The organism is Cytobacillus sp. Bac17 (genome assembly GCF_024519925.1).
GTDB lineage: Bacteria > Bacillota > Bacilli > Bacillales > Cytobacillaceae > Cytobacillus > Cytobacillus pseudoceanisediminis.
In genome coordinates this window covers 19083-40282 of sequence record NZ_JALJRC010000005.1, presented here as the reverse complement: position 1 = coordinate 40282, position 21200 = coordinate 19083, and the positions used below count along the sequence as shown (strand labels likewise).

Below are 21200 nucleotides of genomic sequence, written 5' to 3'. Positions count from 1 at the left end.
TGGGCAATTACTAACTTTTAGGAAACTTTTTTTAATTAAATTATGAATATTTTAATTTGTTTACATTATAAGGCAACTTCCGCTAATTAAAATCGGAAAAGTCTGATTATTAAAACAAAACTGAATTCTGTTTTGGAAGTTAAACTGAGCATCCACAATAAGACATGAATTAATGTGCAAAATAACAAAACGGCTCTCTTGCTTTCTAAGCGAAAGCAAAAGAACCTTAGCTATTACACCGCTCATAATATGGAATACAGAAGGAAAACATATTAAACTTTTCTGTTTTGCTTAGCCTTCTTTCGTGCTTAAAACCTCTTTGTGAATGCAATTGAAGACGATACATTCTCTAAAAACTCAACCCCGCCCGCTTTATCAAGATTTTCATTGTTACGTTCACAAATCGATAAGTGGGTACAGTTAGGACAACCATCTTCACATTCACAAGCTTTTAAGATTGCTAATGCTTTTTTTAAGATATGAGATAATCTGGATTCTATTGCTTCCATAATCCCTGCGCCTCCACCATCTGCTTCATAACAAACAATAGTTGGACGATATTCAAATTCCTTTAAATTACTCGAAGATATTAATGAAAAGTCACTATGGGAGCACTTTACGATTGTAGGTATTGCCGAAGCAATGGCATGCTCCAGTACATGCAACGCTGACTCATTTATTTTTTCTGATGTGAATTGAATCCACAACCCATCTGTTGAGTATTTTACCGGATACATATTGCTGTCTTCGATAAGATTTGATGTGCCTCCACCAAATAGGTTTACTTTCTTATATCCCCATAGTCTCCTTGTTATCACGAGTTTTCCTTTTCCTAATTCCATTAAATCATTAACCGGCTGAGTGGAGACTTCTCCTGAGACGTTTATTGAATCATTAACTTGTCCTCTTGTTGTATAATCAGCCTTAAAAGGAACAGTCCATACTTCATTTTTATTGGATAAGATTCGCGTCACCTTATAGGTTTTTTGATTATAAAGAAACACCGAACCGTAATGATAGTCCCTTAGTAATGACCTATCATCCACTCCCTCAAACATAGCTTCTTTTGTGGATTGATTTATCACAGTGTAGACCCTACCACCTTTTAATAGGTTATTATATATAACATTTTTATCTGTTAATTCCCACAAACCTTTTTTTACTTCTTTCATCTTTTCAGCAAAGCCATCTGCTTTTTTAGCAGCAGAAACTTTAAAGTAGTTATGTGGGGAAGTCAATTTCCCATTAACTTCATAAGCGGCATACTGCATATGTTCAGAAACAATAAGAGGATTTGAAACATCAATCGTTACATGTTCAGGTTCTCGCTCCATAAATTCTACAGGGTTGGCTGCATAATATTGTTCTAAAGGGTCCTCTTGAAAGATTTGTATTATTAAGCCAGGACCCTTTCTGCCTACACGACCAGCTTGTTGCAAGAAGCTAGCTTTGCTCCCGGCGTATCCTATCATAATGCACAAACTTAAATCTCCGATGTCAATACCCATCTCTAAGGCAGAAGTTGACACCAGACCAACCAATTCTCCCTTTTTTATTTTATCCATAATTTCTTGTTTTTTGTACCAATTCAATTGAGCATGGAAAGGAGAGAACAGTTCCAGTGGCACTTCTTTATCCTGCAGTACCTCACCCAGTCTTGATCTTATTGCATTATTTAATTCAAAGCTGGCATTCGTTGCCGCCTTTCTATTGCCATAAAAGAATATTGACTTGGGAAGCATGCGGTAAGATGCTGCGATTGATTTTAAAATTTCAATAGCCTCTGAAATAGGCGCTCTTCTAGTCCTTTGCTCTGATTTTTGGCCAAGTAATCCCGGATTCCATAATAATATTTCCTTTTCATAAGCAGGGCTCCCATCATGGTCAATTAAGGAAAATCCATTTCTACCCTTTAATCCAGTAATTTCCTCTGCAAGCTCCTTGGGATTCCCTATAGAAGCAGAACATGCGATAAATTGAAGGTCAATATTTCCAAGAGCTTTACATAAGTTCCTTAGGCGCCGCAAGAGCATTGCCACCTTTGAACCAAGAATTCCGTTATAAGCATGTAGTTCATCTATTACAACATATTTAAGATTCTTAAAAAAACGAATATATCTGCTTTTGTGTTTAAAATGTACAGCACCTTGAAGAATAAAGTGCAGGAAGTGTGCATTTGTCAACCAATACCTTGCATGATCATAAGTTAATTCCTTTACAGAATCAGACTTTCCTCCTTCGAGTACACCAGCACTTACTTTTTTCCCTCCCAATGAAATAGTTCTATATCCAAAAGAATCTTGACTTTCAGTTTCATTATCATTAAATGTATCTAAAGTCATAAGCTGATCACGAGTAAGCGCTTTAAGCGGTGACAAATAAAGTACAGTTGCATTTTCATCATTTAGGAATGTTTCTAGTGCTGGTATTGTGTACACCATAGACTTTCCGGATGCAGTACCTGTTGTAATGACTACATTTTCACCATTTCGTATACGATTAATCGCTTCAGCCTGATGAGAGTATAGTTTTTCAATACCTATTTTTTTTAAGTTGTTTGCTAAGGGATAAGGCAAGTCTTTCTCAAGTTCCCCGTACTGAGCTGACTTCGAATTAATATGGTATCTTTCAACAGAAGAACCTATTTTATCGCCAAGGGAGGTTAGATTTCCTACCACCTCGCCAAGTGATTGATCTTTAAATGACCAGGTCTCCATTCTGTTATCTGCAAGCAAAGCTAACTCATCAAATGTTAAAAATTCTTCATTTAAACTCTTATGGCAGTTGTCGCAGTATACCCCGTCTGGAGTATTATCCATTTTATCATTATCTTTAATCCACGATTCAACATGAAGACCATTAGAAGGCTGCTTAATCAGCCTTCTATAAGGGATTCCTTTGTACTTTCTACTAATCTGATAAAAATATAACTGCTTTTGTTTTGCTGTATGGCAATTTATACATACTAAAGGCAATTAAGTTCAGCCCCCTTTAAAATATTCTTGATAGAATAGCTAAGCAGCAGAAGGATAGCCTTTGCCCCTATCTTGGAAAGATGGTCATTATCCTTACCAGGGTATTGAATGCATGAAGGGCATCCGCCAGAGCATGAGCAATTGTTCAAGAGGTGAATTGCACTTTTCGATATTCTTTCCATATGTTCACCTATTGCTTTGGTCGTACCCATTCCTCCTGATTGATTGCCATAAAAACCAATAACAGGCTTATTAGCAAACCCAGAAACAGATAAACCTGAAAAACCGGAGATATCGTTCGCATCACAAATGATGGTATCAGGAATAACGGACAGTAAAACATGCTCAGCAGCGCGTATAGACCCATCCAGTTTTTCCTCAGAGTAATCCGATCCTAAAGCACCTTTTACTTCTTGTATTAACTCGTCAGATAACACTATCCACATGCCCTCTGCATCAAAATCAGCTACCAATGGGGGATTGAGATTCTCGACATCAGGAACCCGGGAACCAAAATATGATTTATTAAATCCAAATATTGACCTCTTTATATTTAAAATGCCCGTAGATTTTATAACCTTTTGGCTTTCCTGAACAGATATTCCCTCTGAAACATTGATAAAGTCCTTAAAAATAGATTGTGTATAATATTCTATCTCTCCCCGTATCGGTGTCACAAGAATTTCTAATTTCTTGCGATTAATGCTATCAACCCGATAACCCTTTTCATTAGCATTCCAGTAGATGGCACCCTCATGAAAATCCCTGAATGCAGTCCACTCATCAATGCTTTCTAGTAATACATCACGCGATTTTGTTACCACGACCTTGTAGCTTTGCAAAGATCCTGATCTTAAACTGGACCTTGGCAATTCTTCTTCATTAGTTGGTTCTAAATTTTCAAGTAATTGTTTAGCAGCCTCCTCTTTTACCAAGAAAATTTTCAAATCCTCTATTGACAGTGGTCTACCAAGTTCATCCTGTAGATAAGCAAGATGCAGTTTTAATAGTTCTGCGTTTCTGGGATCAATTCTCACCACTTCTGGCGGCTTCTCCAAGAAGGTATTTGGATTTTGCATGTAATACTGCTGAAGCGGCTCATCTTCAAAAATCATGACTGCCACCCCTTCACCTTTTCTCCCAACTCGGCCTATTTGTTGCGAAAACGCAGCCTTACTCCCAGGATAACCGCTTAAAATCGCAAAACTTAAGTCGCCGATATCAATTCCAACTTCTAGAGCATTTGTGGCTATTACCAAATGGACATCACTTTTCTTAATGGCATTAATTACCTGCTTTCTCTCATCAACACCTAGCATGCCATTATAAAAAGCAGACAACTGGACCCCTGCTACATTTTCCTTTTTTAGTTTTAGCTTTTTTCTTAATACATCTTTCATAGATCGCGCTGTAACTTTCCCTTGCAATCTGGATCCCTGGAACATGATTGTCCGAATGATTTTTTCTTCATGCACAAGAACATTTTCAGCAATTGAAATAGCATCCGATACAGGTGCTTTACGCACTCCTGTATCCAGGGTTACTCCTGGATTCCAAAATACGATATGACGTTTCCTCTTTGATGAACCATCATTGTCGACTAACGTAAATTCGCTTTTTCCAGTCAATTCTTCAGCTAATAATTTCGGATTCTCAATCGTGGCTGAACATAAGATAAATTGGATATCGCGATTACCCAGTTCCTCACAAATTTTCCTTAACCTGCGGATGACCAATGAAACATGGCTACCAAAAGCCCCTCTGTACAGATGCATTTCATCTATGACAATATACTTCAAATTTTTCAGAAGGTTACAGACGTGATTGGAAGTTTGATGGTTTCCTTGAACCTGCCTTAAAATAGAATGATGAATCATATCTGGGTTGGTAAACAGAATTCTGCCATCCTTCAACAACCTTTTTCTTGATCCTGGCTGTGTATCCCCATCAAGACGCCCATAAGGAAGGTTTGTAGAACCTAATCGGATAGTTCTTTCAAACCACTCATCCTGCTCGTAGGAATCATCTTCAACCTTTTCTCCTGTCCAACGATAAAGCTGTTCAACCTGATCATCAGCTAAAGCTTTTGTTGGGAAAATATATAATGCTCTTGCATTTTCATTCTCTAATAGCCCATGTAAAATAGGTAAATTAAATGACAGAGTTTTTCCTGAAGCAGTCTGTGTAACAAGCACAACATCCTTCTTTTTTCTAACTGCATTATATGTATCAGCCTGATGGGTAAAAAGTGATTCTATATTCATCTGTTTGAGGGCACGCCTTAAACTTTCTGGCAATTCATCATGAATCTCCCCAAATACAGGATCACTCTCTGGAATGCTATGAACGAATATTTCAGCACGTTCCTTTTGGCTTACCTGTTTCAATTTTTCGATAACTTCAATGGAATCAAACTCACTAGAGCTCAACCCTGGAATTCTTTTATCCAATAAAACTTCAACTTCTGCGGGATCGATTGGTATCTCATTATGACATTTAGGACAATAGACGGCATCGTCTTTATTCTTCATCCATTCGTTTGCTTCATCAATACCCCTCCATGAACTCGCTTCCAAAGCAGCTCCCACTTTATACTCACAAAGCCTATATTCACCTGCAGATAATACCTTTCGACTCAACTGATAACCTTTTAGCAATGAACCGCAAGAACATTGTAAAAATGGCATATATATCTTCCTCCGTAATTAAATATTGACTTTTCTAATAAAATTAAAATTTTCTATTTATAGTATACCAGAAATAGGAAATCAAAAATTTGATTAGGTTATTAAAAAAGTAATGTCGATATACTTGAAATGTTAATGCCAAGGAGAAGCTTTGAAGAAACAATTGAAAATTAACTCAATTCATAGAAAATGTAATATTAACTATAAAAAGAAAAACCCTTGATGATATCATCAAGGATTTTTCACGACTTCTCGATTATATTAATGATTAAAAAAGCTTAATTGCAGTGGTTTTTCTTTCAAAGACTCTAATTCATTCTGCTCAATTTGCAAAATTCTATTGCCCATTCGTTCTATCAAACCAACAACAAGAGCATTTCCCATACAAAAATATCTCATTCTTTCTGTCATACCTTCTGTCCAATTGTCAGGAAAGCCATTAAGTCGTTCACATTCTAAAGGTGTCAATATGCGAAGTCGTCTTGTCTCAGGATCTTCAATAACATGACTGCTTCTATTAACAGTACCTTCACTTGTCAGCATTGTCCGACCCGGTTTATCAAGTGGTTCTGGAAATGACATGCCACCTTCAGAAAATATATATTTATGACCAGATGCAGCGGTCCGTTCTATTTTCTTGGCACCTTTTAAATATTTAAACTTTTCGATTGCATTTTCATTAAGATAGTATTTTTCATCAACATTGCATTGAAGAATTCCCCCTAAGGTTTTTGCTTCCTCTACCATCGGAATAATTTCCTCAGTATATACTACTCCATCCCTCATTATTCCTGAATTATGATATTTCTTTGAGAAACTATCTGATATCTCTAATATATCTTGAGGTAATAAAAATGAATGAGGTTTATGCTTATCCGAAGATTGGTCAAGTATCGGAAATGGTTTGGCAAAAAAACCATCCTCATGTAGTATCCGTGAATCATCTACATTGCTTATCTGTTTCATATAATTCGTATCATTACTTACTGCAAAAATAAATATTCTACGTCGTCTTTGAGCTTGTCCATACTCAGCAGCATTTATTACACGCCATTCCACCGAGTAATTCAAATCACGTAAACTTGCCAACATAATTGAAAAATCTCGGCCTCTTTGTTTAGATGGTGATTTTAATAATCTATCAACATTTTCAAGGAGAATATATTTAGGTCTAACTTCAGTTACTAAACGCACAATTTCCCAAAAAAGTACTCCCTTTTTACCTTGTAACCCTTTCTCTCCGGACAGGCTTCGAGCAACAGAATAATCCTGGCAAGGAAATCCCCCTACTATTAGCTCAATACCCATGCCATTGAATAATTTTTCATCTACTTTCGCTATATCTTCATTTGAATGAACACCTTTATCTTTAAATTGTCTTGAATAACAATTAAAAGCATCTTGAGCTTTTTTGGATGGTTCCCATTGATTTCCCCAGACTACTTCAAATCCGTTTGTTGCCTGGAGACCTAATCGAAACCCGCCTACACCAGCAAATAATTCCATTACCTTTAACATTCTCGAACATCCTTTCGGTACTAAATATACCTTTAACACATTATAATAAAAACTGAGTAAAAGATCAACCATTTAAGCTATAAATTAAATTGTTTTTATATTATAAATATATATTAGATTTCACTTCTATATTATAACACCATACGAAACGTTTGTTCTATTTTTACCTGTTATTCTATTAAAAGTTGTCACTAGCTATGAACTAACGGAGAAAGTTCAGGAAAATACTAGGGTGCTGATCAATCATATTAAATTAAAGGAGTGGAATAAAAAAACTGGTTTAATTATAAGGAGAAGTAATCCAATCGTTACTCTTCACAATTGTTTAATGTCTAATGAGACACCATATAAAAGTTGCCTAGTTGTTTGAAGTACTATTTGTAAATTACTAGGCTACCAAAACAACCAAATATTGGTATACCATATATTCAGCATGTGTTTGCCGTTGGAGGAGTGAATTATTTTGAGTAGTGTTTATAATACGATGGAGAAAGTACATAAAAGAGCATTAGAAGCTGTAGGAAAAACACTTGGTGAAATCGATGTAAATGGCACTATAAATGTGAATAACAAATCATATCCAGGTAATGTAATAGAGCAAGTCTGGTTTGACCATCCTGCAGATAATAATACAGAACCAGATTTTCCAGAAGCAGGTGTAGAATTAAAAGTTACCCCTATCGATCAACAAACAAAAAATATCAATAAGCGAAAAGTAACTAAAGTCATTGCTGGGGAAAGGCTCGTTTTAAATAAGATTAATTACCAAAATGAATATGGTAAATCATTTGAACAAAGTTCATTTTGGAAGAAGAATAAGTTGATTGAGTTGATTCAATATTATAGGCGTGATGTATCTCATAAGAAAAAAATTTCTAGTGGAGAAAAGATTGAAGATAAGACAAAATACCGAGTATCATATGCTAATCTACTTTCAATGACAGAGTTAAAAAATTTTGGGTTGCCTAAAGAAACTGTAATCGAGATACCAAAGAAAGATTTAGAAATAATCAAGCAGGATTGGAAAAAAATTTCTGAATATATAAACTCCGGTAAAGCTGATCAATTATCCGAAGGGCTTACAAATTATTTAGGGGCATGTACAAAGTCCACATCCGGTGCTGATTATACAAAGCAGAAGTATTCAGATGTCCCGGCAAAGCCTAGAGCCTATTCATTTAAAGCAAAATTCATTAATGAACTAATAAATAATCATATCATTGGACCAGATCATACTGAAGCGGTTAGTAGTATTGTGAAGGACATTAGTGAGCTAAAAAAGAAAACCCTAGAGGAAATTATTGTCTCCCGTTTTACTCCCTATTACGGAATGAAACAAAGTGAATTGATTAAAAAACTTGGTATCGAAGTCCGTAAGAGTCAGTCACAAAAAAATATTAATAATATGATAATCCGTGGAATTCTTAATTTGCCAACCACAACAGATGATGTCACATCAGAAGAAATCGAAAAAGCTGAAATTAGTTTAAAAACTGTTCCTTTAAGGATGTCGCAACCAAAAGAACATTTTAAATTCATGGGTATTCCTTCATTTTTAGAACTGGTTAATGAATCTTGGGAGGATTCTAAGGTTTATGATTTCTTAGAAAGAAAAAAATTTCTACTTTTAGTCTTTAATGATTTTAATAAGAAAAAAAATAATGATTCCTACGAAACAAACCCCGAGAAAATTATTTTTACTGGAGCTAAATTTTGGAATATGCCTATTAATGATATAGAGGGTCCAGTTAAAAGAGTTTGGAAGACTGAGGTAGAGAAACTAAAAAACGGTGTAGAACTAACTTTTACTAAAAATGGGAATAATGAAATCAGAATAAAGAATAATTTCATAAAACCGTCTATTGAGGATATTTTACATCTTCGCCCCGATGCTCAAGTTGCTCAATATAAATCACAATACTATAAAGACGTGTTAGTAAAAGAGGTTCCAAAAAAGAAATTAATGAATAATTCCAGGAAATTACCTCGTCCAGCAAAATGGAAAGATCGACCAGATAGTGAAAAAGAAAATTTTACAGACGATTATATGACAAAACAGGCATGGTGGTTAAGCAAAGAATATATTTATCAACAGATTAAAGATTTGTTGTAGAATAAAACTCAATTCACAAAAAACTTACGGGAATCGTTAATACCACTCTAAGTATAGCTTTTAATAAAAATTTCTCGATACTTGAAAGGTATCTTTCTATAGAAATAAGTACAATATGATAGAGCAATATACCTTTTCAAAGACTAATAGCTGTAAAAGATATGTATAATCAATACGAAACCTATCTCTTTTAGAGGTTTTTCATCAAACATAAAACACTTACAAATTTTGATGGATTACATCATTTGTAAGTGTTTTACTTTTTAAGACTCACTTTCAGCTAAAAATATCGACCTCGAGGTACGAACTTTCCTGCCACAAGCAATTAATATTTGTTTAAATTTCCTACCTACTATTCATAGCCGGCACTTTCACAATATTATACGAAGGATTACCTAATCCCTGATCTGCTTGTATAAACTGTCCTAGTACGAGACATTGACCCTTCTGCAACATGCGTAATTCATCAGGTGTTGCATTTCCAATCCTACTTGCTAGTACACGTACTTCACTTTCTGCTGGATTGAAGTATACCTTTGTTCCTGCATTATCAAGAATGGATAGCTCCTCCTTTGAGAAGTTATTAAAGGTTTGTGTAGCAAACCATGCGGACCAACCAAACTTCCGGCCTTCACGTAGGATTTTGGCAGATGGTGAGCCATCTGAGAAATCGAGGTTTTGTGCTTCATCCAATATTACTGGGATTGGCTTATCCTTTGTTCCATTTTGCGTGTAATACCATAGGTCCCATAGAATAAACTCAGCCATAAGACGTTTGATTTCATCTTGGTCATATCCAGCTAGCTGGATAATTGTAATGTTTCCACCAGGAGCAAAGTATTCGTCCCACTGATTTCTAGATTCATAATCAAATGGATCAATATCAACGAATTGGATAATTCTAGTCATAACTGAAGATAACACAGAATTGGAGTAGGAGTCCAATTCTTCTAAAATTTCAAGTAAATGCTCCATCTTCATCTTGTCATCGTATAATTCGATGCCACGTTTTACAGCCTCGTAAAGGGCACTTTTTTGCTGCGGACCAAAGCCATTATAGACAGATGAAAAAACGTCCACAACTCGACGGGCTACTTCAGTCGGCTTTTCTTTACCAACGACACCTGCAACTTCCTTCTCACGACGCAGGAATGGATTTAGCGGAAACCCTTCATGGTACACGATTCGTTCCCTTAACTTTTCGCCCAATTCCGCTATAAAGACTGGATCTAGTTGTGCTCGTGTATAACTACTCGAGTAATCAATGACTACTGCAGATTGGTTTGCCCTTGATAAATCTCGTAGTAATGACTGAATAAAATAGGTTTTCCCTTGTCCAGAACGTCCCCCGATTATAAGATGTCGATTCGATAATCCTGAATGACCAAATTCCCAGAAGATGTCTTGATTGTTTGTTAACCCTATTCGTGGACGTACGCAATTCTTAACATCTGCTGACTTAATAGAAGTAGGTACGTTTAGCCCCTTTCCACCTTCTTGCACTCCATCTTCTACTGAAGATTGATCATCACTTGCTGTTTTCTCAACATCTTCATTAGGAGGTTCCATATTACCTTCTGTTTGTTTCTCAACATCTTCAGAAATTCGTCCAGTATCAGCTATCTTATCATCTTCATAACTTTGGGCATTATCCGTTCCATCCACACTTACCTTATTATCCTCCCCACTTCCAGCTTCATGCTTTTTATACCCATCCGGACCCTCAGCTGCAATGTAATCTGTGCCATACATTCCACTTGGAGTTGTATAAATTTTCACAGGTTGCTCCCTGTAGTTCTGAGCTAATTCAATCATCGGTTTTGCTATCGTATCATACCCGCTTTGTTCAGGAAGCTCTAGTACAATAACACCTTTGCGCCGTTCTTTCACCTGTAGTCTTGCACCCTTTTTGAACGAAATAACAAGACCTTGTCCATGTTCGGCACGCAGTGAATTGACAATTTCAAATTCATCATTCAACAACTGATTTATAACATCTGGAGCAAGAGAATAATCCTTTTCAGGCCATATTTTGTTATATTTCATTTTTGAAGCATTGTTAATGAAAAGTCTTGTGAAAAAGTTCCGTAGAAAACGCGCATCGAACGTATCCTGTTCTATTAATTGTTCGTTTAAGCGTTTCTTTAATTCTTTTACCTGGTTAATCCCCTTTTCAATCACACTGGAATCGTTCAAACCGATCTTTACTTCCACAGGATACATATGGATTTTCAATCCATCTTCAGCTTTTTCTAACCCCATCATTAACAAATCGTCACTGCAGTTTCCACGTTTCCCAATTGTTTTTCCTGAGAAAAGCCCATCTTTTTTGCTAAGTTTGACACTACCAGCAACCCGCACAATTTCTTCCATTGAAACAGGAACCCAAAGTACGTCAGGGTTGTCAAAATGCAGGAGGGCCTGTTTGATTGCAGAAACAACACTCATTTTTTCACGTTTATCATGGGATCGTCCTCGTACAGCGCGAAGAAGCCACTCTCCATTAAACGTATTGAACAATCTAATCACATCTTCAATGTTCTCATCACTCACTGTTACATTTTGGGACTTCAAGAAATCATGAATAACATTAAAATATTGGATTGATTTATCGGTTACTGTAATCGCGTCATAATGATTAGAAGATGAATGTTGATCACTGTAATGAACAATCACAAGATTATCTGACGACTCTTGAAAATACTTTAAATCCAGGACAGGATCAATAAACGTCAACCAGTGAGATTGATTATAGAGTGAGGAGAGATACTCCTCGTCCTCTCCACTAATATGCATGGCAAAGGCAATTCCTTTTGTATAAGGATTTTGACCCCTATCAGTCATGTTAGCAGCTAATTCGTTCATTTTTACAGCAAACCTCGCTAATAGCGACTGACCCGCCTCACTGGCTCCACCAGTCCCAAAGCCTACCCGATATCCGCCATTCTCACTTTTCGAAGATGTAACAGTTGTAAATAAGCCATTTAGGTTTATGCTACTGGGTGCATCCTTAACTAACTGCTTAACCACCTGCTCTTCTGTTTTCATTTTATAGAAGGTAATATGGCTATATTGCACATTTTCATTGATATTTCGCTTCGAATAACGCAACACCTGCTGAATTGTACGCAAGATATCCTCTGCTAAATAATCCCCCATCGAGAATTTTATACCAAGTCGATTGGCAATTTCTTCAGCATTCCCCATATCATTGAGTTCATCAAACGCACTATAACCATCAAAATCCTGCCGATAAGAAACCACTTCAATCGGTCGTAATCCGGATAAACTATTTGTCTCCTTGATCTGCTTCTTCAACCAGGCTACGATACCACGTAACAGTTCTTTATCATTAGATATATTAATGACGTTTAATAGGATGGATGCTTTTGGGTCTAATGAAAACAGGTAATCATAATGGTCACAAAATTGGTCAAGCTTTTCCTCAACAACCTGGGCCAAATATGTATTTGTTTCTCCCACAGTCACTTCTTCACTAGGTAAAAAAGCATGCCATTCAGGTAGTCGACTATCCGTCGTTGGTTTAAACAATTTCCCTTCATATGAAACAAGATAAGGGAGAGAGTAAACTGCATGAAGCTTATTGAGGATATTGGAATCAATGGCCTCCCCTTTACTCTCTTTCATAATCTGCAATTGATAAGCTACATTCAAGGGTGAGAAAGGTGTCATAAAGATAACATATTCTTCCCTTGCAGTTCCTAGATAAAATAGACCTCTCTCCTCATTCGTCATAATCTGTTGATCACGAATGTTATCAATAGCTTCAATATAGGCTTCTACATATGCTTCTGCCTTTTCCCGAATCGCATCGGTATAATAAAGTAAAGAAGGAATCGTTCCTGCTTGTTCGATTGAATCTAAGAAAGCATCATATGCTTTTTCGACCACTTCCGGTAGTACTACCTGTTCAGGGATTAATTCATTAAACTTGATGGATGCTTGACGAACCCTAGTTCTTATCCAGTCAAATTCCATGACTAAAAATGGACGATCCTCTGCAAACGTAACATATGGCAGATTTTCGATTTCGACTCGTTTCGCCTCTTGGTCTGTTAAAAAGGAGCTTTGGATACTACGTTTCTTTTCCCATAACATCCTTCCATTTATAGGTATGGTTTTCAGCACCTCATCCGCTACCTCGATTGGGATTTCAAATTGTGGAGTGACAATTGTAAAGCGAATGTTCTTTTCATCTTCCTCTAGTAATCCAGGTGTGGCTTGGACTGTTGCACCATCTTCGATTGAAATTGATTGTCCCTGTTCTGTTAGATTTATATCCTTGGATCCAGCACCAAATACCAAATGTTGGTTATCCAATGTTAAATGAATCGCTTTTTTTGCTTTAGAGGTAGCGACTACTTGAAAGGATGTTCGAAATGCTTCAAAGAATGTAGCCTCACTTGCCACGACAACAAACGTAAAGGTGTAATTCCCATTTGTTGCATTTTCATGTTTATACACAACCCTACCAAAGGTAGCCCCATCTTGTTCGAGAGTTAACTCGGCGATTACAGAATGACCACTGGTTCTCGCAACCTTTTTACTTGTGGAATTTAAAAACTCTTTCTTGACATGTCGATCAAAAGGTAATGTAATCTCTATTTTTTCCCCCTCTTTATAGGTAGGGTGAAAAATAAGGAAGCTCCAATTCCTTCTTCCCGCAGCAGTATCTGATTTCGGGCGTTTCCAAAAAGCCATTGATTGTGAGTCAATATTCACTTTGACTTTATCACTATAAAACTCAATTGCGCGCTTTGATATCGTTGCTTCCTTCCAATCTTCGACATCGGAAAAGTCGACGGTATACCAATCTTCTCTGTTAAGCTTTGTTCCACCTTTGTCATAGGCCTCCTCTAGCTTTTCCTTTGGATTACCAAGTGAGCGGATTCTTTCAATTTCCTCATGTTCGCTATTATTCTCTGTTAGCTTTTTATCAATTTTCTTCTCCAACCGCTTCCATTTGGCCGAACCAATAGACTCAAATTCCTGTTCCCTTACAAGGTCCTCAAGCCCTGAATCATAAAAATATTGAAGTGAACGATAATCCTCATGTTCAAGAGTTCCTTTACTGACAAGGGCTAATACATCCTCAAAATCAAGAAAGGAAGAGTTTTCCAAATGATGTTCCGACTCTCTTCTATTTAAATAATGGCTTGCATATTTCCGCTCGATTGCATTTAATTCACTGTCTAGCAATAACTGGCCAAGATCTCCAGCGATATTACTAACATGAAGTGGTAAGCCCTCCCCTGTTAAATCTCGACTACCTCCACGGATTGAATCATTCAGAGTATTACAGAGAAGAATTAACGAAGTATTCTCCCAATCTCCTTTTTGTTCACTCATTTCATTCCTTAGAGTAACAAGAAAATCAATATTGGTGTGGTTTGTTGTTGCTATTACATATTTTATTTTCCCAAATTGGAGAGCGTAAGTTTCATATGACTTAGAGCCCTCCTTATGACGATAATGGAAGGGTATTTTACTCTCATGATTACCAATGGCTTGATATAAACTTGTAATAATGCCCTCTGTTGGTAAATATAGGAAATATCGATCTATTTTATTCCTCAAGGCTTCTTTTTCAAAAAATGAAACCAGCTGGTCACCGATATAGTCATAAAATGTATTTAACATATTGTGCATCCCCACTATCACTTTTCTTTTCCAAATAATTCAATTTGTCAAGCACCTTCACTACTTCCTCTTTTGAATGGTGATCAAGCCATACACCACGATTTTCGAGTTCTTTCCATAATTGTTTTAATTCAATTCGTTCTTCAGTGATGGATACTGCCACCAGCATTAATAGATGTTCTTGTGACAAGGCTAGAATCGTACCAAGTGACCCACCATGCTTCCGGAAAAACTTTGAGATAATCTCTTTGAATGCCTTCAAATACCTGGAGTTGATTTCATTTGAAATACCTTTTCTAACAGCATGAATCAAATCATCAAACGCCATCTCCAATGTTTTCTCTTCGGAATATTCCTCCACATCAATATTTGTTTTCACCTGGTATACTTCCTTCAGCCACTTGTAGATTGATTTAATATAGTCCTGTTCTGCTTCTGTACCTTCTTCTCGCAGCATGCGGTAGATATCATGATAAAATTGGTTGCTCTCATTTGAGAATGTGTTCATTCCTAAGATGTTTAACGCATGCTCATGAGCAAAAAAGCCGTCCATCTCACCCATCAACATTTTGTTCCCTTGCTTATAGCTGTCTCGCCACTTTGCAGCTTTTTCCCATTGTAAAATGTAATAGACCGGTAATAGCTCATGCTGGCTGAACCGTGTCCCTTTATTCATTTGAAGGATAAGCTGTGACATAGCAGCAAATGTATAATGAACAAATAACAACGAAATATTATCAACTAGGAAACTAGGATTCCTTGCTAAGTTCTCAAAATCCTTTAAGAATTGTTCCTTTAGTTGAGGAAAAGGACTACCATAGCTTGCTTTATTGTTATTCTTTAATGATGGAGTTGCTACTACAGTAAGGGCCATTATCTCTGATAATAAATTAGCATCATCTTGTTTTTTTAAAATCTCTCGAAGTCGCTCTTCATCATTTCGGATGAATGTATCAAAAAAGAAATGAATTAAATCGATTTCTCCCTTTCGCTCATCCGTATTTTCAGTCAACGGTATACGTTCTAATTCATTAAGATTTGTGACTTTTCCTAGGTGTAGCTCTTTTATTTGTTCCTTTAAATAATTTTCAAAAAAGGCTTTGTCTGAGTCATGAGAAAATTTACCGTTTGCAAGAATAGCCTCTATACTCTCATCATTTGTATTAATAACTATATTTTTACCATACACTTTTCGAATTACCCCACCAGTAATGGAAGAAAAGCCTCGCTCGAATTTCGCACGTTCAGGTTCCCTTGTCGGAAGTGGTAAAATGCTTGTAACAGACCGTCTTCTAAAGGTATATTTCCCATTTTTTTCTATAAATTTAGTAATCCTATCAAAATCTAATTGATACACCATCTTAATTCACCTTTCCAACTTCATAATAAGCCTTTGAAAAACGCGGCTTCTTCAACTCACGCATGCTTCCATCGGGTGTATGAACAAGAAGGACATTGTTTTTCTTATCTGCAGATTGCAGGAGTTTATCATGAAACTCCGAGAATTGAAGTGCATCTTGGATATCCTGACGATTCGGCCGATACCCACCATTAATCTGCTTAAGCAGTGAATACAATTGATAATCCAATTCAAATAAAAAAGTCCTTCCCCCTTGATTAAAGCCAAGTCTCATAGAGGAGGTAAAACGCTCTACATTATCATTTTGTGATGCTGCACCAAACACGTTATCATCTACTTCAGGCTCAATAGTGATTTGATACGCAACACGAAACAACTTGTTCGGTGGGTCAGCAAAAACATAGCGATCCTTTGGTGAACCCTTCCACTCATAAATTACTTTTTCAATTAACTCAAACAATTGACCTATGCCTTCTCCATCCCCCTTATAGAAGGAGTACAAATAGCTTACATACTCTCGATAGGCCTCATCATAATCTTTTCTATATAACAAGGCAAACTGTCTTACAAACAGTCGTGCAAATTCTGTTTGATTACCCTCTTGATACATGCTGTTTACCTGCTTCCAGGCGCCAATACTCGTTTTTTCCCCTAACTCTTCCTTAACATAGTGGAAGGGATCAGATTTAAGCATTAAATTAGAAACTAACCGATCAGTTGCTTCAAGCCTTCTTTTTACAGGATCGACCTCATGCAATGCAGCAAGTAATGGGGAACGATCAGGGTGACCATACATTAAATTCGGTAGCATATCATTTACTTTTATTTCTGCCTCGGTAGAGATTAATTCTTGATTAATTGGTACGATGATATCAAACAGTAAATTATAAAACGCCCTTGTCGAGATAAACACTTTTTTCTTGATCATCACTTCAATCAGCGACTGAACAATAGACTCTTTTACTTCCTGATGCTGTAGAAAATAATAGTTTGAATGTGCAGCACTTGTTATTCCTTTTTCCTTATCCTGGATCCAGGCTGAGAAAAATGGATTACTATTATCCTGGGCCGTCACCTTTTCAATGAGCTGCAAGAAAAATGGTGATTTTGGTCCTTCCTTTGTTAAAACATAAGGCTGTGTATCTGCAAAATTAAGCAAATAAAAATCACCGTCTTGATTGTTCCCTTGCTGCCCTTTATCAAAAACGCCACAACTCTCGATAAAATCACATAAAGCTTTGAATCTTCCTTCTTTTCGTTGTTTACTATAAAAATTATGTAAGACACCAAGATTTATGGCTATGATTACAGGACTACTAGGGGTTCCAGATTCATTAAATGGGGATAATACTTTTTCAAGCGTTTCCAACGAGTTTTTATCATAATCATACGACTCCGTGGAATCATTATGAATAAAGAATCCCTCTAAAAGGTCTGGGTGCTTTTCCTTCATGTAAGCTAGCAGGTGACTCTTACCGTCTCCAACACTACCACATAAAAGAAGTAAGCCTGGCTTTTCCTTCTGCTTTAAATCGTTCAAAATCTTTTCGAAATCCTTTTGAATGTCCCTCTTCACATGCATATAACTACGAAGTCCTCCAAAAGAATCTGCGTTTGCAACCGATTCCTTAGAAGAAGACTGCAATACTTCCAACATAGATACAAACTTACTCTCTTTAGTGGTACTGGCATTTTCAGTTGAAAACCTCTTTGATTCACCTTCAATTGTAACTGCTGTTTCTGTTTCGCTTAACCTGGTATCAGAAGGTAGCTCGACTCTATATTCATCAATTACTAGTTTTTCTGCAATGAAGAGTATTTGGGACAAACCCTGTTCTGCTTCTTCAGCTGATAAGTTACTTTTAAACTTCTTCCTGCTTAACGTACAATATTCCAGGGCACTAGCATATTCTGTTGCTGAAATCGCAAATTTATTTTTTAATAACTCCCATCCGGTTTCAATCGTGGATGCTTGAAAATAAGATTCAAACATCTCTTCAGTTTTTGCTGCGCTTGTCAACTGTTTCATTCGTTGAAGCGAAATAGCATAAAACACTGGATCCATATAAGCAACAGCAAGTGCTGGATTGTTGCTCAACATTCCTTGTAGTTCACTATAATGTATTAAACTATAATCAATCTCTATAAGACTCGCTAACTTTTGCCAGATTACCTCTTTCGTCACGGTTCTAATCTCCCTTTTTTGGTTCTCTTTGTATTAATTATATTATTTTTGTATATTATTTACAAATTGACTTATATCTATAAATCACTTAAATATATACCATTCTAGCCTTATTTTGGAGAGAATATGACCTTTCTTACCAAATTTTACTTTTACTTCAATTCAAAATTCCAACGGGTAAAAAAGCTCGGATTGACTTTTGGCAATCCTGGGTATAGCTTCGGGCTTAATATATTAATTCTAAAGATTAGTCAAGGGACAATAAAAAATAGCCACTCCTCACCTCTGTTTTAAATTTTTGTCTACCCTTGTCTTCATCTTGTTGAACCCAAATTTAGTGAAGCAAAAATTTATTAATAAGCCATAAATGTTTAAATCTCCTTAAACTAGGTAGAATTTAATTACATACTTTTATAAAGGAGTACGGTCATGTCTACTGAATCTACAACCAGAAGCAATATAATGTCGTCAATAAAAGCAGTATCCAAATTGGAGTCAATGGTCACTCATGAACTTTGGAATAGGGGCTTCAGGTTCAGACGAAACGTAAAAGGAATGGTCGGTACCCCAGACATAGCAATAAAAAAATATAAAATCGTTATCTTCATAGATTCATGTTTCTGGCATTTTTGTCCAATCCATGGAAGAATGCCAAAAAGCAATATAGATTTTTGGAAAAAAAAGCTCGAGCGTAATCAGGAACGTGACAAGGAACACAATCAATATTACATTCAAAGAGGGTGGCACATACTTAGGATCTGGGAGCATGAAATCAGAAAGGAATTCGATATTACAATCGAAAAAATCGCCTCTTTCATAGAAGAAGCAAAAACCACAGAAGCCTCACACAAACCAAAAAGGTCTTGACCCTAGTCAAGACCATTCTTTTATTTTTTTTAAATTGAATTAATTGCTGAAGATGATTCACTAATTTATTGAACTTCTGTTTTAATTTCGAAAATGGCTACAATGTAGCTAATACTCAGTAAGTAAGATTGAACCAAGCTTTTTTACAATATATTATTTAATACTTATTTAAATAGGCTCTAAAATCCTCATCAGAGGTGTAGCACTCTTCATCAATAAGCCTTTCTACAATTTCTCTCAGGCATATTACTTTAATTTTTTTTAACCTATTCGTATGAAATAGATAACCCTTATCTTTTGAAAGTTTATACTTTACATCTATCGCATTAAATTCATTAATGTCATTATTAAAGTCCCAGCATATTACATGGGATACAAGAGCCAAAGAATGCCCTAAATCCTCTCTTTCACCAAGCAAATATTTTAATTCAACATAGGAAAAGGCGCCTTCTTTATTTTCAAGGTATTCCTCCCACTCAAATTCCCACTGATTTTCAAATCGCTCTTTTAAATTTAGGTCATTATATATTTTAGATTCCCTTATCTTTGCGACACAATCGAGACTCTTAGCTTCACTATAGTCTAATAAGACAAATTCAAATTCACTTGGGGAAATGGTGTAACATTTGATACAGCACTCGTACGTTTCTATTTCATTTAAGGGTTCTATTAAATATCCTTCAAAATCATTACTCTCGGGTCTACTTGCCATAACCAACCTTCGATTACTACTAGCCTTTTCTATACGTTTTTTTAATAATTTAGCAGGTATTACTAATTGTTATTCTCTTATTGAGATAGCGTTATTAAGTATCTCTAATACTTGATCAAAATCATCAAGATTATTATTGACACTTTTAATAAATTCTTTAATCATGTTCAAAGTAATCTTGCTCGTATATGTAAATCTTTACACATTTAGTCGCTCCTCCATCTTCCGGCGAAAGCGATGCATCAAAGGAATCATCAGCAGCTTCCATTATCGCCTCAGAAACTCTAAACCCAATATTACGTTTACCGTTATCAAAATCAAATTTTTTTCTTCCTTGAGCTGTATCGTAAATGGCATTTACCATTTTATCCCCTTCTTCCTATGACTTTGTAATCTTGGAACCTCTGTTCTTGTGATGCGTTCGGGACATTGAAGTACAGTTCATTAATTATTTTTGTGTTTTATCGAGAAATTTCAATTCTCTTCTTTTCACCAAAAAATAACTATCGACTGCACCACTTGCTAATAGCTCTGCTTTTTCCATTACGATATTAATGGGTTGTTCAGGTAAAAGGTTAGAGTAATGGTAACGAGAATTGGACGTGTCGCTTAACCTATCTAATCTTCCCACACTATTTCCTTGTAAGATATCTGTTACTTTTTCCTGAGCAGTTATAGCTGTTATTCCGTACGTGATTTTCAAATATTCTAAAAATTTACGGCGAGAAACTAACATAGCTAAAACATAATGAAAATCATTGGACTTAACTTCCCCAATACCAATATCTTCATCTCTCTTATTCCAACACAATAAATAATAGGTAGTATACTTATGGTCATCATACAACCACCCTTGCTGTCTCTTACCGATAGGATTTATATAACTTAACTCAAAGGCAAAAGTATTGCGTGGTTCAGATGACGTTAAATAACCCTTTTCATCAATTAAGATGTGTTCCCCATCCAAATCAGCCTCAACATCCACACCTTCGAATTGAAATCTTTTTTCTACTACCCGATGAACATTATTTAAACGATTGAATCGCGGATAGTAGTATTGATCTAAATAAGACCCTAATTCGTGTTCGGCATTTAAATCTCTTGAGAAATTATTTGTCATAT

11 protein-coding genes are annotated in these 21200 nt (G+C 36.1%); 2 read left to right on the top strand and 9 right to left on the bottom strand.

Features of this window, described 5'->3' with window-relative positions:
* Positions 1 to 308: 308 nt before the first annotated feature.
* From NR125_RS09150 to dcm, 3 genes are all read right to left on the bottom strand, one after another.
* Entirely contained in the window at positions 309 to 2975 is a 2667-nt protein-coding gene (locus tag NR125_RS09150) for a DEAD/DEAH box helicase (RefSeq protein ID WP_251267036.1), read from the bottom strand.
* A complete protein-coding gene (locus tag NR125_RS09145) occupies positions 2966 to 5662 on the bottom strand; it encodes a DEAD/DEAH box helicase (protein ID WP_256815117.1) in 2697 nt (898 codons plus the stop codon). The genes NR125_RS09150 and NR125_RS09145 overlap by 10 nt, the downstream gene beginning before the upstream one ends.
* 261 nt (positions 5663 to 5923) lie before the next feature.
* Entirely contained in the window at positions 5924 to 7180 is a 1257-nt protein-coding gene (gene dcm / locus NR125_RS09140; RefSeq protein WP_251267038.1) for a DNA (cytosine-5-)-methyltransferase, read from the bottom strand.
* 463 nt (positions 7181 to 7643) lie between these two features.
* On the opposite strand from dcm, the gene NR125_RS09135 reads away from it, so the two are divergent.
* A complete protein-coding gene (locus NR125_RS09135; RefSeq protein WP_256815116.1) occupies positions 7644 to 9293 on the top strand; it encodes a Sau3AI family type II restriction endonuclease in 1650 nt (549 codons plus the stop codon).
* Between the two features lie 345 nt (positions 9294 to 9638).
* Here the strand turns inward: NR125_RS09135 and dptH are convergent, their stop codons facing one another.
* From dptH to dptF, 3 genes are read right to left on the bottom strand one after another with little or no spacing between them, the layout of a single operon-like run.
* A complete protein-coding gene (dptH, locus tag NR125_RS09130) occupies positions 9639 to 14954 on the bottom strand; it encodes a DNA phosphorothioation-dependent restriction protein DptH (protein ID WP_256815114.1) in 5316 nt (1771 codons plus the stop codon).
* Positions 14935 to 16314 (bottom strand): DNA phosphorothioation-dependent restriction protein DptG, encoded by a 1380-nt coding sequence (gene dptG, locus NR125_RS09125; RefSeq protein ID WP_251267041.1) that lies wholly within the window; start codon positions 16312 to 16314, stop codon positions 14935 to 14937. The genes dptH and dptG overlap by 20 nt, the downstream gene beginning before the upstream one ends.
* A gap of 1 nt (position 16315) precedes the next feature.
* Positions 16316 to 18499, bottom strand: coding sequence for a DNA phosphorothioation-dependent restriction protein DptF (gene dptF, locus NR125_RS09120; RefSeq protein ID WP_251267042.1), 2184 nt, complete (start codon positions 18497 to 18499; stop codon positions 16316 to 16318).
* A 429-nt stretch (positions 18500 to 18928) separates the two neighbouring features.
* On the opposite strand from dptF, the gene NR125_RS09115 reads away from it, so the two are divergent.
* A complete protein-coding gene (locus NR125_RS09115; protein ID WP_256815112.1) occupies positions 18929 to 19366 on the top strand; it encodes a very short patch repair endonuclease in 438 nt (145 codons plus the stop codon).
* A gap of 157 nt (positions 19367 to 19523) precedes the next feature.
* Here the strand turns inward: NR125_RS09115 and NR125_RS09110 are convergent, their stop codons facing one another.
* The 3 genes from NR125_RS09110 to NR125_RS09100 form a co-directional block, all read right to left on the bottom strand.
* Positions 19524 to 20078 (bottom strand): hypothetical protein, encoded by a 555-nt coding sequence (locus NR125_RS09110; protein WP_256815111.1) that lies wholly within the window; start codon positions 20076 to 20078, stop codon positions 19524 to 19526.
* Between the two features lie 157 nt (positions 20079 to 20235).
* On the bottom strand, positions 20236 to 20442 hold the full coding sequence (locus NR125_RS09105) for a hypothetical protein (RefSeq protein ID WP_251267045.1): 207 nt from the start codon (positions 20440 to 20442) through the stop codon (positions 20236 to 20238).
* Between the two features lie 84 nt (positions 20443 to 20526).
* Positions 20527 to 21198 carry a hypothetical protein gene (locus tag NR125_RS09100; protein WP_256815109.1) on the bottom strand — a complete coding sequence of 224 codons (672 nt, stop codon included), beginning with the start codon at positions 21196 to 21198 and terminating at the stop codon, positions 20527 to 20529.
* Between the last annotated feature and the right edge of the window lie 2 nt (positions 21199 to 21200).